This window comes from Exercitatus varius (genome assembly GCF_029577735.1).
GTDB lineage: Bacteria > Pseudomonadota > Gammaproteobacteria > Enterobacterales > Pasteurellaceae > Exercitatus > Exercitatus varius.
In genome coordinates this window covers 146,947-163,899 of sequence record NZ_JARQTO010000001.1, presented here as the reverse complement: position 1 = coordinate 163,899, position 16,953 = coordinate 146,947, and the positions used below count along the sequence as shown (strand labels likewise).

Annotated in this window: 19 protein-coding genes; 12 read left to right on the top strand and 7 right to left on the bottom strand. The window is 43.1% G+C overall.

What is annotated here, in order from left to right; translation table 11 throughout:
* The first annotated feature begins 27 nt into the window (after positions 1 to 27).
* Genes P7M01_RS00725 through P7M01_RS00715 form a run of 3 tightly spaced genes read left to right on the top strand, consistent with a single transcriptional unit; the run spans position 28 to position 4,434 of the window.
* Positions 28 to 1,254 (top strand): ABC transporter substrate-binding protein, encoded by a 1,227-nt coding sequence (locus P7M01_RS00725; RefSeq protein WP_317481844.1) that lies wholly within the window; start codon positions 28 to 30, stop codon positions 1,252 to 1,254.
* A 2-nt stretch (positions 1,255 to 1,256) separates the two neighbouring features.
* Complete coding sequence (locus P7M01_RS00720) at positions 1,257 to 3,188, top strand: ATP-binding protein (RefSeq protein ID WP_317486316.1); 1,932 nt, start codon at positions 1,257 to 1,259, stop codon at positions 3,186 to 3,188.
* The gene (locus P7M01_RS00715; protein ID WP_317482742.1) at positions 3,178 to 4,434 is read left to right on the top strand and encodes a sigma-54-dependent transcriptional regulator; all 1,257 of its coding nucleotides are present in this window, start codon (positions 3,178 to 3,180) and stop codon (positions 4,432 to 4,434) included. The genes P7M01_RS00720 and P7M01_RS00715 overlap by 11 nt, the downstream gene beginning before the upstream one ends.
* A 58-nt stretch (positions 4,435 to 4,492) precedes the next feature.
* On the opposite strand, the gene P7M01_RS00710 is transcribed toward P7M01_RS00715, so the two are convergent.
* Together P7M01_RS00710 and P7M01_RS00705 are read right to left on the bottom strand one after the other, a co-directional pair.
* A complete protein-coding gene (locus tag P7M01_RS00710; RefSeq protein ID WP_317482741.1) occupies positions 4,493 to 5,692 on the bottom strand; it encodes a cupin domain-containing protein in 1,200 nt (399 codons plus the stop codon).
* A gap of 9 nt (positions 5,693 to 5,701) precedes the next feature.
* Positions 5,702 to 6,004, bottom strand: coding sequence for an RnfH family protein (locus P7M01_RS00705; RefSeq protein WP_202937347.1), 303 nt, complete (start codon positions 6,002 to 6,004; stop codon positions 5,702 to 5,704).
* Positions 6,005 to 6,070: 66 nt separating this feature from the next.
* Here P7M01_RS00705 and P7M01_RS00700 point away from each other — a divergent pair, with 66 nt between their 5' ends.
* From P7M01_RS00700 to ftnA (P7M01_RS00690), 3 genes are all read left to right on the top strand, one after another.
* Entirely contained in the window at positions 6,071 to 6,487 is a 417-nt protein-coding gene (locus P7M01_RS00700) for an EamA family transporter (RefSeq protein WP_317482740.1), read from the top strand.
* Between the two features lie 283 nt (positions 6,488 to 6,770).
* Positions 6,771 to 7,256 carry a non-heme ferritin gene (gene ftnA, locus P7M01_RS00695; RefSeq protein ID WP_202937345.1) on the top strand — a complete coding sequence of 162 codons (486 nt, stop codon included), beginning with the start codon at positions 6,771 to 6,773 and terminating at the stop codon, positions 7,254 to 7,256.
* 14 nt (positions 7,257 to 7,270) lie between these two features.
* The gene (gene ftnA, locus P7M01_RS00690) at positions 7,271 to 7,768 is read left to right on the top strand and encodes a non-heme ferritin (RefSeq protein WP_202937344.1); all 498 of its coding nucleotides are present in this window, start codon (positions 7,271 to 7,273) and stop codon (positions 7,766 to 7,768) included.
* A gap of 39 nt (positions 7,769 to 7,807) precedes the next feature.
* On the opposite strand, the gene P7M01_RS00685 is transcribed toward ftnA (P7M01_RS00690), so the two are convergent.
* Positions 7,808 to 7,999 carry a hypothetical protein gene (locus P7M01_RS00685; protein WP_317475553.1) on the bottom strand — a complete coding sequence of 64 codons (192 nt, stop codon included), beginning with the start codon at positions 7,997 to 7,999 and terminating at the stop codon, positions 7,808 to 7,810.
* 117 nt (positions 8,000 to 8,116) lie between these two features.
* On the opposite strand from P7M01_RS00685, the gene P7M01_RS00680 reads away from it, so the two are divergent.
* Positions 8,117 to 8,890 (top strand): FNR family transcription factor, encoded by a 774-nt coding sequence (locus P7M01_RS00680; protein ID WP_202937343.1) that lies wholly within the window; start codon positions 8,117 to 8,119, stop codon positions 8,888 to 8,890.
* Positions 8,891 to 9,029: 139 nt separating this feature from the next.
* Complete coding sequence (uspE, locus tag P7M01_RS00675; protein ID WP_317475441.1) at positions 9,030 to 9,965, top strand: universal stress protein UspE; 936 nt, start codon at positions 9,030 to 9,032, stop codon at positions 9,963 to 9,965.
* Positions 9,966 to 10,122: 157 nt separating this feature from the next.
* On the opposite strand, the gene mdh is transcribed toward uspE, so the two are convergent.
* Positions 10,123 to 11,061 (bottom strand): malate dehydrogenase, encoded by a 939-nt coding sequence (mdh, locus tag P7M01_RS00670; protein ID WP_317482739.1) that lies wholly within the window; start codon positions 11,059 to 11,061, stop codon positions 10,123 to 10,125.
* A gap of 230 nt (positions 11,062 to 11,291) precedes the next feature.
* Between mdh and argR the strand changes: the two genes are divergently transcribed.
* Complete coding sequence (argR, locus tag P7M01_RS00665) at positions 11,292 to 11,759, top strand: transcriptional regulator ArgR (RefSeq protein ID WP_317482926.1); 468 nt, start codon at positions 11,292 to 11,294, stop codon at positions 11,757 to 11,759.
* On the top strand, positions 11,759 to 12,676 hold the full coding sequence (locus P7M01_RS00660) for a TIGR01777 family oxidoreductase (protein ID WP_317482738.1): 918 nt from the start codon (positions 11,759 to 11,761) through the stop codon (positions 12,674 to 12,676). Before argR ends, P7M01_RS00660 begins: the two co-directional genes overlap by 1 nt.
* Positions 12,677 to 12,687: 11 nt before the next feature.
* Here the strand turns inward: P7M01_RS00660 and P7M01_RS00655 are convergent, their stop codons facing one another.
* Genes P7M01_RS00655 through P7M01_RS00645 form a run of 3 tightly spaced genes read right to left on the bottom strand, consistent with a single transcriptional unit; the run spans position 12,688 to position 15,151 of the window.
* Positions 12,688 to 14,043 carry an anti-phage deoxyguanosine triphosphatase gene (locus P7M01_RS00655; protein WP_317482737.1) on the bottom strand — a complete coding sequence of 452 codons (1,356 nt, stop codon included), beginning with the start codon at positions 14,041 to 14,043 and terminating at the stop codon, positions 12,688 to 12,690.
* Positions 14,040 to 14,723: a CidB/LrgB family autolysis modulator gene (locus P7M01_RS00650; RefSeq protein WP_202937338.1), complete on the bottom strand. Its 684-nt coding sequence runs from the start codon at positions 14,721 to 14,723 to the stop codon at positions 14,040 to 14,042. The genes P7M01_RS00655 and P7M01_RS00650 overlap by 4 nt, the downstream gene beginning before the upstream one ends.
* Positions 14,720 to 15,151 (bottom strand): CidA/LrgA family protein, encoded by a 432-nt coding sequence (locus P7M01_RS00645; protein ID WP_202937337.1) that lies wholly within the window; start codon positions 15,149 to 15,151, stop codon positions 14,720 to 14,722. Before P7M01_RS00645 ends, P7M01_RS00650 begins: the two co-directional genes overlap by 4 nt.
* A gap of 101 nt (positions 15,152 to 15,252) precedes the next feature.
* Between P7M01_RS00645 and P7M01_RS00640 the strand changes: the two genes are divergently transcribed.
* Together P7M01_RS00640 and P7M01_RS00635 are read left to right on the top strand one after the other, a co-directional pair.
* Complete coding sequence (locus tag P7M01_RS00640; RefSeq protein ID WP_202937336.1) at positions 15,253 to 15,744, top strand: thermonuclease family protein; 492 nt, start codon at positions 15,253 to 15,255, stop codon at positions 15,742 to 15,744.
* Positions 15,741 to 16,940 (top strand): cysteine desulfurase, encoded by a 1,200-nt coding sequence (locus tag P7M01_RS00635; RefSeq protein ID WP_317482925.1) that lies wholly within the window; start codon positions 15,741 to 15,743, stop codon positions 16,938 to 16,940. The genes P7M01_RS00640 and P7M01_RS00635 overlap by 4 nt, the downstream gene beginning before the upstream one ends.
* Positions 16,941 to 16,953: the final 13 nt, after the last annotated feature.

The following is a 16,953-nucleotide window of genomic DNA, read 5'->3' as shown; positions in this document are numbered from 1 at the left end:
ATCCGAATCACAAAAAAGGATAAGAAAATGAAAAAAATTTGGTTAACGCTTATTTTTCTTTTCAATATTTGTCTTCCCGTTAAGGCGAAAGAATTAGTCATCGCCACCTCATTTTCGCCCGATACCACCGATTATATCGCCCAACAATGGCAGGCAACCTATCCGGAAAAGAAGATTAGATTAATGAATCGCACCGTGAATTCATTAAGCCGGTTATTAGCGCAGTCCAATACGGAAGATGTGGATTTAATTTTAAGCTCCTCGCCTTTTCTGTTTCAGCATTTACAGAATTCCCATCGTTTATTGATCTTGCCGGAAAAATTACAGAAAAATCATCATTGGGTACCTAAAAGCCTGGCAACCACCACGACCGCCGTCGCTTTTTCCGGTTATGGCATTTTTTACCACAAAGAACTATTAAAAACACTGAATTTACCCGCACCGACGGACTGGGACAGCCTGATGAATTCAAACTATTTCAATAAGTTATTAATCAGCTCGCCCTCTCGTTCAGGGACTAATCACATCATGTTGGAAATGTTGCTACAACAACGCGGTTGGCGGCAGGGATGGCAGGATTTTCTCACGCTGGCAAGTAATGTTTCTTTAATTTCATCCCGGAGTTTTAACGTGGCGGAAAAGGTGCGAATGGGATTAGCCGCGGCAGGATTAAGTATCGACACCTATACGACTTATACTCACGACGATCCCCGGGTCGGATTTGTTTATTTTCCTCGTTCCGTTATTTCGCCGACATTTATTGCTATCCATAAAAACAGCCGAAATATTGAAGACGCACAAAACTTCATTAGCTATCTGCTTTCGGACAAAGGACAAAAAATCGTCGCCGAACACCGTTTCGCCAAATATCCTGTTGTAGATTTACCGAAAAATGACCGTTTATACGCGCAACAACAGAAATTATTAGCGGAACCTTTATTGGATTACGATTTATTACTGGCCCGCCAATATTTAGTCGAAAAATTATTCGATATCGCCATTACTTTTCGCTTAACTCAATTAAAAGAAGCCTGGGCGCTAATTCATGCAAAAGAGAAAAAAACAAACAAAAAACTGACCGCACTTCGTCAAATTTTAACAACGATTCCCGTTGACGAAAAACAAGCCGGTGATGAAATTTACTTATCCCGATTAAAAAATAATCGCGGTTTTGCCATTCAACAGGAAAAACAATGGGCAATATTCTTTCAACAACAAATTAATCGGGTATTAAGCCAAATTGAGGAAGAATAACAGTGAATAAATCCGGCATTATTAAAACTCTGAAAAACGCTTTAAATATGGGATTATTATTTACCTGTATTATCGGCGCCGTCAGTTTAATTTCATGGTATCAGCAATATAAACAGGTTAATTATATTTTAAACGATTACTTCCCTAAAACGAACTTAGCATTAAAATTAGATGACAATGTCAATTCTTTTATCAATGAATTGGATCGTTTTGCCGCCGTAAAAAATAATCCGACTCGTCAGACTATGTTTAAACAACTTAATCTGCAATTAATCGAAATTGAAAAAAACGCTTTAGCATTAACCGAGCCGGATAACCAAATAATACTTACCCAAAACATATCCGATTTAAAATCGTTAATCGGTAAAATAGACAATAATATTTCGCAATATTTTTATATCGAGCAAAAGAAACAGGAATTATTTACTAAAATTCAATGGTTACATGACGATTTTAATAATGAAATTGTGGCATTAGGGCAGGAATTAAACTGGCAGCAAATCAACTTTACCGAGCCGGGCGAACGCGCGCGAAAGACTTTAATGATAAATCTACAAGATAAATTACAAAGCATGACCAAATTAAAAAGCATGGAAGAACAAATAAAAAATGAAATCACACAATTTATTTATTCATTGGAACAACAAAATATTAGTGAGGAATATCAGAATCTGAAAAATATCATCCTGAATATTTATTTAAATGAACAAATAAAACCCAATAAAGCCAGTCTGGCGACTTTACAACAAATGGTAGAAACTCTGGTTAACATTACCAAACCGGGCGAAGAATTAGATCTGTTAATTACCAACATAAATAACCATCAGCAATCTCTAAATAATATTGCTTCGCATCAGGAAAAAATATTGTATGCCACCCGTAATTTAACCAATAAAATCTTATCGAAAACAAAAGATAAATTTAGTATGCTGAATAGTCATTTGAAAACCCAAACGGAAATCAGCGGAATGATTATTTTGATGTCTTTAATGATTATTTTATTATTTATTTTGCTGTTTAATCGTTTTTATTTACAAAAACATTTAACTAAACGTTTTGAAGAATTAATCGAATCCGTTAAATTATTAAACCAAGGAAAAGAAGATCCGCTTATCCAAATCATCGGTAACGACGAAATTTCCGAAATCAATCGATTGTTAAAAAAACATACCGAAATTTTGCAGGAACGACGGATTATTCAACAAAATTTACAAGATACGCAAAACGAATTAATTCAAACGGCAAAACTCGCGGTGGTCGGGCAAACCATGACCATGCTGGCACATGAAATTAATCAACCGTTAAATGCGATGTCCATTTATCTGTTCAGTCTGAAAAAAATGCTGCAACAGCAAGATTATCACCAAGTGGCGGATTATACGGCAAAAATTACCGGACTAACGGAACGCATAGGACGTATTGTGAAAGGCTTACGCCAGTTTACCAAGCGGACTAATCAAATGGAACCGCTGCAACCAATCGATCTGCATACGGTGATTAACGAAGCCTGGTCATTACTTGAATTGCGTCATCAACCGCTGCACGCGATCTTATCCGTTCAGGGAAATGCGACGATATTGGGTAATAACCTGCTGTTGGAACAGATTTTTGTCAATTTATTCAACAATGCGTTGGAAGCGTGTAAAAGCCGACCGCATATTTCGGTAAGAATCACATCCGAGCGGCAAAAAACTTATGTTTATGTAGAAGATAACGGTATCGGTTGGCAAACCGATAATATCAATAAATTGTTACAACCTTTTTACAGCAGTAAAGAAGTCGGTTTGGGCTTAGGATTAACAATCTGTCGCCATATTATGAACCAATTCAACGGAAACCTTTATATCGCTTCCAGTTTTCAACAAAGTGCGGTCATTATTTTAGAATTTCCGCCAATATCTCAAGAAATAACAGGTAACCATCATGAAAAATAAAAGCCAAGTGTTGTTAATCGACGACGATCCGGATGTATTGCAGGCTTATCAGGCATTGCTGGCTTTAGAGAGCGATGAAAAAGGCTATGAAATTATCGCATTGAATAATCCGTTAGACGCTGAGCCACTCATTACGGAAGACTGGCAAGGCGTGGTGGTGAGCGATATTTATATGCCGCAATTGTCCGGCTGGCAGGTGCTTGAACGGTTGCATGAAAAGGATAAAAATCTCCCCGTCATTTTAATTACCGGACACGGCGACGTGCCGATGGCGATCGACGCCATGCAAAAAGGCGCGTTTTATTTTATCGAAAAACCGGTGGATCCCGAACGTTTGCTGCAACAAATCGATCTGGCGTTAACCCAGCGTCAAGCGCAATTGGCGTTAAAACATTGGCAGCAACAAGAGCTGGAAACCCATCTTATCGGACAAAGTAAATGGATAAAAAATTTACGCCGGCGTTTACAGCAATTATCACAAACGGATTTACCCATTTTTATTTTCGGCGAAATCGGCACGGGAAAAACCCTAACCGCACATTATCTACACGAATTGGCTAAAACGCGTTTTCCACAAAAGCAATGTCTAGAGCTTCTCAGCGAATGCGATACCGAAGAATTGCAATCTCAATTAAACGCCGCGCAAAATACGACGTTCATTATCAAAAATATTGAATATCTGACTAATGCGGCGCAAAAATTACTGGCTCAGTTTATTTTACGCAACCAAAATGCCCGAATTATTGCCGTCAGCCAATATTCCCCGCAACAATTATTGGCGCAAGCCAAATTGTTGCCCGAATTGTTTTATTCGTTTTCCCTGACCCAAATCGAATGCCTGCCGTTATCTCATCGCACATCGGACATTGAGCCGTTATTCCGTCATTATCTCGCCGTCACCTGCGAAAAGCTGAATAAGAAAAAACCTTCGATAACGGAAGCATTCATCAAGCAATTATTGTCCCAACAATGGCTGGGAAATATCAGCCAACTGATTCATACGGCGGAACTTTACGCAGTGGGCATCACCGTACAGAACGATAATTTGCATTTCACGCAAGATAAGCAAAGTGAATTATCGCTCGACAGTTTAATTGAAGAGTATGAAAAAAATATTATCGCCGACGTGTTGGATCGCTTTCAGGGCAAAATTAACGATGCCGCCGCTTATTTGCAGATTCCCCGCAAAAAACTCTATTTGCGCATGAAAAAATACGATCTCAACAAAGAAGATTACAAAGAATAAACGAAAAGTGCGGGCAAAAATTCATGCGTTTTTTTGCCCGCACTTTTGCTTTATCGCGTTAAACCAGCAATACCCAGCCGTCATCCAGCCAGTTGCAGATACTGTCGAATAATAGGATGAAATCCTCTTGCGAACCGTTCACTTCCTGCGCTAACGATTTTAGTTCGGTGAAATCCGGCTTTTCCCCGTCAGCCAAACGTTTCAACACGACCTTTTCCAATTCGTTCAGTTCATCCAGCCATTCGCCGTTGGCGTAAATTTCCAGCGGCGCGGTAAGATAAGCCAGTTTGCAGTTGTTATCCTGTTGCAACCGCGCAAAATTCCGCTCCATTTCCGACCGCACTTCGTCGGGATCCGACATCTCGTCGGATATCAGTAAATCATAACGACGGGTTGTCACTGCGCCGGCAACCGCCCGTCTGAACAAACGGTCAAAAGGTTCGGAATTCGCTAACCGCTGAAAAAACTGCGCCTTCATTTGCCGGATTTCCGCTTCTCCCAATTTTCCCGTCGGTTGTTCCCTTTGATTTAAGCGCAACGGCAACATGAATTCGGAAAAATCAATTTCCGGATCCCGCCGGTTAAACTGCTCGTTTATTTTATCCGTCAAATCGGAAATATTCGGATAACGCAAACCGAAAGAAAAGGTTAAACAATCGCTTTCCGCCACGCCGTAATGCGCCATACGCGACGGAATATACAGGACATCGCCCGGATTCATCACTTCATCCAGTACCAATTCGCCCATATCGTCAAAAATGCGAATCGGTTGATTCGGTTTAAACGCGGTACTCGGATCACACCATTTTCCCAGTTGCCAACGGCGTTGCCCGTAACCCTGCACTAAGAAAACGTCATATTCGTCGTAATGTTTTCCCACGGAACCGCCCTGAGGCGCAAAAGACACCATAATGTCGTCGCGCTGCCATTGAGGAATAAAACCGAAACGGTTCCACATTTCACCCAATTCCACCGACCATTGCTCTAAATTCTGCACCAATACCGACCATTTTTCCGGAAGATCGGCGAAATCCTCGGCATTCAGCGGACTAAGTTTAACCCGCCAATCATCATCGTTATATTGCCGCACCAAACGGGCGGTGACCTCTTCGCTTCGGGCTAACTCGAGAATATCTTGCGGCTCGAACATACCGACGATTTCCGGCAAGGCATTACGCATCACCAGCGGTCTTTTCTGCCAGTAATCCCGCAAAAAAATTTCCGCGCTGATCGATTCGGGTAAACAAAACTGACTCATTGGCGATCCTTATATTTTTGCCTTTTGTTGCGCCGCCTGCTGAGCCGCACGTTTGCGCCGGATTTCTTTCGGATCCGCCAGTAACGGACGATAAATTTCAATCCGATCGCCGTCTTTCAGCACATCCGTTAACTTCACCGGACGAGCGAAAATGCCCACTTTATTCCGGCGTAAATCGATATCCGTATATTGACTCAAAATGCCCGACTGCAAAATAGCGGTTTGCACGGTTGTTCCCGCATCCAAAGTGAAAGATTTTAAATAATGATTATGCGGGTAAGCATAAGCGATTTCGATATTTATTTGTTCCATAATCTTCCCTTGAATAAAAATTAGCTGCATTATAACCAAAACTTTAACAGGAAACAGGAGAAATTCATGAACTGGCTTATTTTCGCGTTCGGCTCGGCATTTTTTGCCGGTTTAACGGCCATTCTCGGAAAACTCGGCGTGGAAGGCATGAACAGCAATCTTGCCACTTTTATCCGCACCGTCGTGATTTTCTTCGTTATCGGCGCCATCATCACCGCCCGTAACGAATGGCAACTGCCCCAACATATCGCCGCCAAACCCCTCACATTTCTGATTCTTTCCGGCGTTGCAACCGGGTTATCCTGGCTTTGTTATTATCGCGCTTTGCAACTCGCCCCCGCTTCCTGGGTGGCGCCGATTGATAAACTCAGCGTGGTGATCGCCATCGTATTAGGCGTGGTGCTGTTGGGTGAAGCCGTCAGTTTAAAATTGGTGATCGGTTCTTTATTAATTTGCAGCGGCGTGCTGGTTCTGGCGTTATAAGTGCGGTCAAAAAAAGCGAAGTTTTTTGACCGTTACCTGCCAACGAAGATTGAGCACGAAAAATCGAATAAGCGATTTTGCGGCATAAAAACACCATACTTTTTTGCGATTTTGCGCGGAATTGCGCCCGCCACCGGCTTGATAAACAAGAATGATTTACATTAAAAAATTCAAATAAATTAATGGGTTACAAAAAACAACACTTGACGAATGTTATAATTTGGTTAAAATAGCCGAGACTTTATGACAATGTCATCTGCATTATTTTATTGAGGAAACAAACATGTTAAACCAAGCAATTACCGCTAAATTGAACGAACAAATCAATTTAGAATTTTATTCATCCAACATTTATCTGCAAATGAGCGCCTGGTGCGAACACAAAGGATATACCGGTGCGGCGGCATTTTTACTTCGTCACGCCGACGAAGAAATGGAACACATGCAAAAATTATTCTCCTATGTGAGCGAAACCGGCGGTTTACCGCTTTTAGGTAAAATCGAGGCGCCGCGTTATGAATACGGTTCATTAAAAGAAGTGTTCGAAGTGACAATGGCACACGAAAAATTAGTCACCTCCAAAATCAATGAGTTAGTGGAAGTCACTTTCGCTCATAAAGATTACTCTACTTTCAACTTCCTGCAATGGTATGTGGCGGAACAACACGAAGAAGAAAAATTGTTCGGCAGCATTCTAGATAAATTCAACATCATGGGTGAAGACGGTCGTTCTTTATATTTCATCGACAATGATTTAGCAAAATTATAAGCGGGAGAATGAAAATGTTATCGACAAATGTTGTAAAACTGTTAAACGCTCAAATGAATCTTGAGTTTTATTCTTCCAATCTTTATTTGCAAATGAGCGCCTGGTGCGAACACAAAGGTTTTGTGGGAGCGGCAAAATTCCTGCGCGAACATGCGGCGGAAGAAATGCAGCATATGCGCAAACTGTTCACTTACCTGAATGAAACCGGCGCGGAAGTGCGTATTGAAGCCATTGAAGCACCGGCGGCCGAATATAAATCATTGCGTCAGGTTATCGAATTAACCTTTGAACACGAGAAATTAATCACTCGTAAAATCAATGAATTAGTGACGGCAACTTTCGAAGAAAAAGATTATTCCGCATTCAATCACTTGCAATGGTTCGTGGGTGAACAACACGAAGAAGAAAAATTATTCGGCGGTATTTTAGATAAATTCAATATCTTAGGCGAAGAAGGCAAATCCTTATTCCTTATCGACAAAGATTTAGGCAATTTATCAAACGCCGACTAGCCTGATGAAAAAGGGAGAGCATCATTGTGCTCTCCTTTTTTATTGTCGTTTTTCAAAAACAGGCTCAAAATCGCCCGCACTTTTCGTCCGCTCAGCCGGCTCGCTGTGATGAGATTTCCGATTCGGCGATTCGGAATGCTGATAGGTTCGGTATAAAAAAACGAAAACCAGAATTCCCAACATAATGAGAATTTGGAAAAATCGACGTTTGGTTAATTTTTCTGCCGGCATGATTTTACCCTCTGAGTTTTTGATTTATTTCTTCTTAATTTTAACAAATAATGCTATTATTTGTTGCGTTAGATCAATTTTATTACATTTTATGCGTTTTTAGTTATTGAGGAACACATGACAAATTTAGCTAACGAAACCAAAGCAGGTCGTCGTATACAATCCGGCGGTTGCGCTATTCACTGCCAGGATTGCAGTATCAGTCAACTTTGTATTCCTTTCACTCTTAACGAACATGAGCTTGATCAGCTCGACAACATTATCGAGCGCAAAAAACCCATTCAAAAATCGCAGGTTCTTTTCAAAGCCGGCGATGAACTCACCTCTCTTTACGCTATCCGTTCCGGAACGATCAAAACTTATACCATCAGCGAAACCGGCGAAGAACAAATCACTTCTTTTCATCTGCCGGGCGATTTAGTCGGATTTGACGCTATCACGAACGCACGCCATCCGAGCTTCGCGCAAGCTCTGGAAACTGCCATGGTATGCGAAATTCCTTACGATATTTTGGATGATCTAACCGGCAAAATGCCGAAATTACGCCAGCAAATGATGCGCTTAATGAGCAGCGAAATTCAAAGTGATCAGGAAATGATCCTTTTACTTTCCAAAATGAATGCGGAAGAACGTTTAGCCGCTTTTATCTATAATCTGTCCAAACGTTACTCCGCCCGCGGTTTTTCATCCCGCGAATTCCGTTTAACCATGACGCGCGGCGATATCGGCAATTATCTTGGTTTGACCGTTGAAACGATTAGTCGTTTACTGGGCCGTTTTCAAAAATTGGGCATTCTCTCCGTCCAGGGAAAATACATTACTATCAATAACTTAAATGCTTTACTGGAAATTTCGGGGTCAAACCGAACAAAAATTAAATTTGTCCCGTAATTCAATCTATTGCCGTTTCAGCGAGAAGCGGCAATTTTTTTGCAAAAATTTGCACTAGGTCACATTTTTGACTCATTATTCTTGTCCTTACGGCATCTCTGTTCTATGCTAGTCATAACAATTAAGAAAGGAGAACATTATGAAATTTAATAATATACTCGTCGTTCTGAATCCTGAAAATGAAAAACAATACGGCTTGGCTCGTGCCGTTCGCCTAGCGAAAGAACAAAAAAGCGAGCAATCAGTAAAAATTACGCTATTCCTTGCAGTTTATGATTTATCTTATGAAATGTCAGCGTTGCTTTCATCCGAAGAACGCAATGAAATGCATCAAGGCGTAATTACTCAGCGTCAGCAAGAAATTCAGCATTATATTGAAAAATATGCGGACCCAATGATTGAATTCAAAACCTTAGTCGTTTGGAACAACAATGAAGCGGAAGCTATCGCGGAAGAGTTCGAAAAAAATCAATACGATTTGGTTGTGAAATACACCAAAGAAGAAGAGAGTATGGCCTCTATCTTCTTTACGCCGGTAGATTGGCAGTTGTTGCGTAAATGTCCGGCCCCTATGTTAATGGTGCGTGACGGAGACTGGAAACATCAGCGTCGTATTCTCGTGGCGGTAAATGTATCCGGTGACGAAGATTATCACGAACAATTTAATCATTATCTGGTCAATCTGAGTACCGATTTAGCCGATACATTGGAACGCGGAAATATCCATTTAGTCAGTGCCTATCCGCCGACACCAATCAATATGGCGATCGACTTACCGGAATTCCATACCAGAGAATATATTAACGGCATCCGCGGACAATATTTACTGAATATGAAAGCTTTACGCCAAAAATATGGTATTGATGAAGATCATACTCATGTACGTGAAGGCTTCCCGGAAGAGGTAATTCCAGAAGTTGCCGAAGAACTCGGCGCGGAATTGGTCGTACTCGGCACTGTGGGACGTACCGGCTTATCCGCCGCATTATTGGGTAATACCGCGGAACATGTTATCAGTAAACTCAAATGTAATTTACTGGCGATTAAACCGCCAAAAGACGAAACCACCGAATAAAGTAAAATAATCGGCTCTTCAAAAGGTTAACGGCATACGTTAACCTTTTTTAATCCCCCGATCATTGCCATTATTTCCAAATATTTAAACCGAAAAAAGGACTAAATCCATTGCGGTATTTAGTCCTTATTTAATTTTTCCGATTAGCGTAAGCTAATTATTCACCTGTGACAAATTTCACGCCGTTTTCAATATCGGCTTTTAAAGTCGGTAACATCGCATCAAGCGCTTCCTGCTCAAATGCGCTTAAGGTACCTAACGGTAGAATTTCTTCCACCCCGTTTTTACCTAAACGAACCGGTTGAGCAAAGAAACGAGCGAATTTTCCGTCGCCTTCAATATAGGCGCATTCCGTGATCACTTCACCTTTCAGTGCACGCGCCATTGAAACCGCAAAACGCATTGCCGCATACGCCATAGAAAGCGTCGCCGAACCGGCGCCGGCTTTAGCCTCTACCACTTCGGTTCCTGCGTTTTGGATACGATAGGTTAAATCTTTCAATTCCTGTTCTGTGAATTCCACATGCGGAATCTGTGATAATAAAGGCAAAATCGTCACGCCCGAGTGACCGCCGATAACAGAAATATCGTTACGGTTAATCTCAATATTCTTCGCTTGCACAATAAATTTCTCGGAGCGAATAACATCCAGCGTGGTAATACCGAATAATTTTCGTTTGTCATAAACACCGGCTTTTTTCAATACTTCCGCCGCAATCGGAATCGTCGAATTCACCGGATTGGTAATAATACAAATGCAGGCTTTAGGGCAAACCTGAGCCGCTTTTTCCACCAAGCTTTGGATAATTCCGGCATTGACATTAAACAAATCCGCACGCGTCATGCCGGGTTTGCGCGCAACACCCGCGCAAATTAATACGATGTCCGCACCTTTTAATGCTTCGGACGGATCATCGCCGCCGAAACCTTCTACATTCACTGAGGTCGAAATATGACTAACATCTTTCGCCACGCCCGGAGTCATTGGCGCGACATCATATAAACTTAATTCGCTCTCAGCCGGAAGGTTCAATTTTAACAACAACGAGAGAGGTTGACCGATACCGCCGCCGGCGCCTAATAAGGTTACTTTCATGATATGCTCCTTGATAATAGTAATAACTTTAACTCAGTAGATTCTACGAAGAAAAGAAACGAAACTCAAATAAATAATCGTCTAATTTCACGATCTAAAACAAGTTTTCAGCATTTATTTTTCGAAAACGCTCAAATTATTTTAAATTTAAATTTTTATTGATTAATTTTGAATTTTTATGCAGAATTTATGCAAAAATTTTCCATAAACCACACATATTTATCATTATGATGACGGATAACAAAACAGACAATCTACTGCAGGTTTTTAAAGATTTACTCGCACAGGAACGTTTCGGTTCACAAAGCGAAATCGTTACCGCATTACAGGAAATGGGATTCAACAATATCAATCAATCCAAAGTTTCCCGCATGCTCACCAAATTCGGCGCCGTTCGCACCCGCAATACCCGCATGGAAATGGTTTATTGCCTGCCGAACGAAATGAGCGTGCCCAATACCAGCAGCCCGCTGAAAAATTTAGTACTGGATATTGATCACAATCAACTGTTAATCGTGGTCAAAACCAGTCCCGGCGCGGCACAATTAATCGCTCGCTTACTGGATTCCGTCGGCAAAGCAGAGGGCATTCTCGGCACCATTGCGGGCGACGATACGATTTTCATCACGCCGACAACCGGCACTTCTATTGATAAATTGGTGGAAAACGTAAAACGCTTATTTGAAAACTCACTCTGATGAAGATTTTTATTACCGGCGGTACGGGATTTATCGGACAAGCGTTAATCAATCAATGGCTGACCGATCACCAAATCACCCTGCTCAGCCGCAACCCGCAAAATGCCGAACGACGCTTTCAGCATCGCATAAGTGCGGTCGATTCTCTTGATGTTTTTTCGCACTTCAATCAATTTGACGCCGTCGTTAATCTTGCCGGCGAACCCATTTTTAATCGTCGTTGGACGGATAAACAAAAAACGCTTATCCGCCAAAGCCGTTTAAATTTAACCGAAAAACTGACCGCACTTATCAATCGCAGCACCGAACCGCCGCACTGTTTTATTTCCGCCTCCGCTACGGGTTATTACGGCGACAAGGGACAGCGCGTTATCACCGAATCCGAGACGCCAAGCGAAAGTTTCACCGGACAGCTTTGCGTACAATGGGAACAAGCGGCAAATCAAGTGAAAGATCAGGAAAAAACGCGGATTTGTCTGCTGCGAACCGGCATGCCTTTGGCCGCTTCCGGAGGAATGCTGGGAAAAGTTCTGCCGGTTTACCGATGGGGATTCGGCGGCAGATTGGGAAACGGAAAACAGATTATGCCGTGGATTGCCTTACCCGATATGATTCGAGCCATTGATTTTCTTTTGCGAACCCCGAATTGTCACGGCGCGTTCAATCTTGCCGCACCGAATTTGGTCAACAACGCCGAATTCAATCATCTTTTGGGCGCACAATTAAACCGACCGCATTTTGCCGTCGCGCCGGCTTGCTTGTTACGAATATTGTTTGGCGAGCGCGCCTGTTTGCTGCTCGACAGCCAGAATGCGTACCCCGAAAAATTATTACGGGCGGGATTTCAGTTCCAATTTCCCGAACTCAAACCTTATCTTCAACAGATTCTGCCCGCACGACGGAAAAAACGCCGATAACACGAAGCCGATTACGAAAGCTGGCGATGAACCAGCAAAGCATAAGCGTCAGACATCCCGGCGATATAATCGCAAATAATCCGTTTGCGCCCCGCTAATTCCGCATTCTGCCAACGTTTTACCGTATTATGCGGCAACAGGCGTTCCGGGTCGCTGTCAAAAATCTGGAACATTTCCGTTAAAATGCGCTGCCCGCGAAATTCAATGCGCTGCGTTTCCACATCGCGAATCACATATTTGAATACAAAATCTTTAAAAATATTCAGCACGCAAATTACATCGTCCGGCAATTCGGCGTTGTAGCGCAGCAGCGGATCATCAAATTCCGCCGTCATTTTCCAACGTACATGAGTAATAAAATAATTTACCAGCGCGCCAATGGCGTTTTTACGTTCATAATGATAATCGGAAAACAGCTTCTGCGTCAGTTTATCCACATTTTTCCGCATCCAGTCGGAAGCGCAATTTTTCAGCGCGTCATAAGCGACCTGCCACTGATTTTGGGTTATCAGCCCCACCACTACGGCATCTTCCAAATCATGCACGCCGTAGGCAATGTCATCGGCCAGCTCCATAATACTGCAATCCAAGGATTTATAGGATGTTTTCAAAAACTCTTGAAAATTTGACCGCACTTTTCGGAACGAAGTGAATAAACGACGATCGGAATCGGACAGCGGCGCCAATAACCAATTCATCATGGCTAAATCATCGCGATACAATCCTTTGCTCGGTCGCCAATCAACCTGGCGTAAATGGCTCAAATCCGTAGGATACGGTAAATCCAGCTGCGCATATTGCGGTGAAACCTCATCTAAAATGGCGGGATATTTCACCAGTCCCAGAATGGTGCGGCGGGTTAAATTCATGCCCGCTTTTTCCGTGTAAGGTTCCAATTTGGTCACAATGCGGAAAGTCTGAGCGTTGCCTTCAAAGCCGCCGGCGTTACGCATCATCGCGTTCAGCGCAGTTTCCCCGCCGTGTCCGAAAGGCGGATGCCCGATATCATGAGCGAAACAAAGGGTTTCAATCAGATCATTGGTCGGCAATAAAGGTTTGAGTGAACGTTCCAGCGCTTCGCCGTTACAATTTAACTGCGTCGCAAGCTTTGTGTAAGCTTCGGAGAAGCGCAATTGAGAAGTCAGACTGCTGCCGATTTGCGCCACTTCCAACGAATGAGTTAACCGAGTGCGATAAAAATCGTTCTCGCCGACCGCATGAATCTGCGTTTTTGCCTGCAAACAACGAAACGCCGCGCTGTGCAGAATGCGCGCACGGTCACGGCGGAAAGGCGGTCGATGATCTTTTTCTCTCGGCTGATCGGCCTGAAAACGCTCAAGCCAAGTGGGATTCACGGACAATATCATAAGCTGAAATAAATTAAATTGAAGACTAAAGGCGCCAATAATGAGCTGATAATACCACAAAGCACCAATGAAATTGAACTGTAACTGCCCGCCCGCGGATCCACTTCCATCAGGCTGACTGTGCCCAGAGCGTGAGACATGGAACCCACCGCTAAGCCGATGGCTTCGTGATTTTTAATCCGTAATTTTTTCATAATCAGATAACCGAACATGGAACCCTGCAAACCGGCCAGAATCACGCCTACGGCCGCCACAGCCGGTACGCCGCCCAAATGTTTCGACACTTCCATGGCAATCGGCGTGGTGACGGATTTAGAAATTACCGTCGCCACAATTTCGGGATTGGCGCCCAACAACATCGCCGCCCCCGCACCGGATACCATCGCCAATACGGACGCCAACAATGTCGTAAGCAGCACGGCTTGCCAGCGCGCAGCGATTTGATGGAGCTGTTCATATAACGGCAGTGCCAACGCCACCACACTAACGCCCAACAAATTATTTAACGGCGCATTGCCCTTCATATAAGTATCGTAAGGTACATCAGTCGCCAGCAAAATTCCGACTAAAATCAACACCGTCAGTACAAAAGTATTCAACAACATGGATTTCAGGCGTTTATTAATTTGCAACGCCACAAAGAAAGCGGCGATGGTCAACAAAGAAAACAGAATAATCATGGCTGCTCCTTAAGACGTTTTTTAATCACTTTTTTGCGTAGCTTTTTGAAAGAGTTTAAAGAAAATAAATAATCCCCTACTAATCCCACAACGATTAAAGTGGTTAAAGAACTCACTACGTTCGGAATAACCAAAGCCTTTGCCTGCGAAACCAGCAAATCGGAATATTTCATAATGCCGACGCTCACCGGTACAAATAACACCGCCATATAACGAATCAACAAACCGGCGCCGAAAAAAATCCACTGAACTTTAATAATCCGAGTAGTTAATCCTAAAAACAATAGCAATAAGCCGATAATACTGCCGGGAATACCGAGAGGAATAAGCCGAGTAATCCACTCGCCAAGAAACAGCATTGCGTATAAAATAATGAGCGAGCGGGCAAGTTCCGCCGCTTTTTTCGGTAAATCATATTTTTCAAACATAAATAACTCAATTTTTTTTGAAAATTTGCGAAATTATTTTACACTCTTTTTGTTAAATTGTTACCTTTAATGGGTATAAAAACTTGATATAAACTAACATTATGCGGAAAAGAGCCATTTTTATCGCTTTATTGCTCATTTTTTTAACATTTAACGTAAAAGCCGACCGCACTTTATCCTGTCGGGTGGTCAAAATTTCTGACGGCGACACCCTAACCTGCCTTACGAATAATCATAAACAGCTCAAAGTCCGTTTGGATGAAATCGATGCGCCTGAACCCGCACAGCCTTTCGGCAAGCAATCCCGACTAACGTTAGGACGGCTGGTACATAAAAAACAGGTAACATTGCGTATTTCGGGATATGATCGTTATCATCGCTTACTGGCAACGGTTTATAATGTGCAACAGGAAAATATTAATCTGAAAATGGTACGACTGGGCATGGCATGGGCATATGAAGGATATGTGAAAGATCCCGTTTATTTCGACGCCCAACAACAAGCGCAACGCGCAAGAATCGGCTTATGGCGGGATCCCCGCCCGGTTCCGCCCGCTCAATTCCGTCACCCGAACCAAGAGAAGAAAAAATAATGTTTGACGTACAACAATTCCGTCGCCAGTTTCCTTACTTTACGCAAACAGAGGCGGTGGTTTATTTTGACAACGCGGCAACCACCTTAAAACCGCAATGTTTAATCGACGCCACCGTCGCCTTTTATCAATCCGCAGGCTCCGTTCACCGCAGTCAATATGACGCAAAACAAACCGCGCTGTTCGAACAGGCTCGCACGCGGGTTAAACGGTTGATTCATGCGGAATCGGAACGGGCGGTTATCTGGACATCCGGCACCACGCAAGCCATTAACACGGTTGCCAACGGATTAATCCCGCATCTTCGGCCCGATGACGAAATTATTATCAGTGAAGCGGATCATCACGCTAATTTTGTCACCTGGCACGAAATTGCCAAAAAGTGCGGTGCAAAAATTCAGATTTTACCGATTTCGGATCAATGGCTTATCGACGAAAACGCCTTAATCAAAGCGTTAAATCCGCGCACAAAACTGGTTGCGCTCAATTTCGTTTCCAACGTAACGGGCACGGAACAGCCGGTAGCGCATTTAATCCGTTTAATCCGCCGATACAGTCAAGCGCTGGTTTTAGTGGATGCCGCACAGGCAATCAGCCATATCAAAATTGATTTGCAAGCGCTCGATGCGGATTACCTCGCCTTTTCCGCGCATAAAATTTACGGCCCAAACGGAATCGGAATTTTAACCGGAAAATCGACCGCACTTGAACTGCTCCAACCTCTGCAATACGGCGGAAAAATGGTAGCCTTTGCTTCTAAACAGGAAATTCGTTTCGCCGATTTACCTTATCGGCTGGAAGCCGGCACACCGAATATTGCGGGTGTTATCGGTTTTAATGCGGTGTTGGAATGGTTGCAGCAATGGGATTTTGAAGCGGCGGAAAGGCATGCCGTCGCACTGGCGGAACAGGCAAAAGTGCGGTTAAAAAAATACCCGAATTGTCACCTGTTCGCTTCGCCCGCGCCAAGTTCGGTGGTTAGCTTTGTGTTTGACCGCATCGCCTGTTCCGATTTAGCCACTTTGCTGGCGGAACAGCAAATCGCTCTGCGCACCGGCGTCCACTGCGCCATGCCTTATTTAACCCGGCTCGGAGTGCCTGCGACATTACGCTTAAGTTTCGCTCCTTACAACACATTTGAGGAACTGGAACAATTCTTCCGCGCCTTGGATAAAGCCTTGGATTTACTGGCTTAACGGTCAAAACAAA

Coding starts and splice junctions, on each gene's coding strand:
- P7M01_RS00725 (WP_317481844.1), top strand. CDS start 28: ATGAAAAAAATTTGGTTAACGCTTATTTTTCTTTTCAATATTTGTCTT.
- P7M01_RS00715 (WP_317482742.1), top strand. CDS start 3,178: ATGAAAAATAAAAGCCAAGTGTTGTTAATCGACGACGATCCGGATGTA.
- P7M01_RS00710 (WP_317482741.1), bottom strand. CDS start 5,692: ATGAGTCAGTTTTGTTTACCCGAATCGATCAGCGCGGAAATTTTTTTG.
- P7M01_RS00705 (WP_202937347.1), bottom strand. CDS start 6,004: ATGGAACAAATAAATATCGAAATCGCTTATGCTTACCCGCATAATCAT.
- P7M01_RS00700 (WP_317482740.1), top strand. CDS start 6,071: ATGAACTGGCTTATTTTCGCGTTCGGCTCGGCATTTTTTGCCGGTTTA.
- ftnA (WP_202937345.1), top strand. CDS start 6,771: ATGTTAAACCAAGCAATTACCGCTAAATTGAACGAACAAATCAATTTA.
- ftnA (WP_202937344.1), top strand. CDS start 7,271: ATGTTATCGACAAATGTTGTAAAACTGTTAAACGCTCAAATGAATCTT.
- P7M01_RS00685 (WP_317475553.1), bottom strand. CDS start 7,999: ATGCCGGCAGAAAAATTAACCAAACGTCGATTTTTCCAAATTCTCATT.
- P7M01_RS00680 (WP_202937343.1), top strand. CDS start 8,117: ATGACAAATTTAGCTAACGAAACCAAAGCAGGTCGTCGTATACAATCC.
- uspE (WP_317475441.1), top strand. CDS start 9,030: ATGAAATTTAATAATATACTCGTCGTTCTGAATCCTGAAAATGAAAAA.
- mdh (WP_317482739.1), bottom strand. CDS start 11,061: ATGAAAGTAACCTTATTAGGCGCCGGCGGCGGTATCGGTCAACCTCTC.
- argR (WP_317482926.1), top strand. CDS start 11,292: ATGACGGATAACAAAACAGACAATCTACTGCAGGTTTTTAAAGATTTA.
- P7M01_RS00660 (WP_317482738.1), top strand. CDS start 11,759: ATGAAGATTTTTATTACCGGCGGTACGGGATTTATCGGACAAGCGTTA.
- P7M01_RS00655 (WP_317482737.1), bottom strand. CDS start 14,043: ATGATATTGTCCGTGAATCCCACTTGGCTTGAGCGTTTTCAGGCCGAT.
- P7M01_RS00650 (WP_202937338.1), bottom strand. CDS start 14,723: ATGATTATTCTGTTTTCTTTGTTGACCATCGCCGCTTTCTTTGTGGCG.
- P7M01_RS00645 (WP_202937337.1), bottom strand. CDS start 15,151: ATGTTTGAAAAATATGATTTACCGAAAAAAGCGGCGGAACTTGCCCGC.
- P7M01_RS00640 (WP_202937336.1), top strand. CDS start 15,253: ATGCGGAAAAGAGCCATTTTTATCGCTTTATTGCTCATTTTTTTAACA.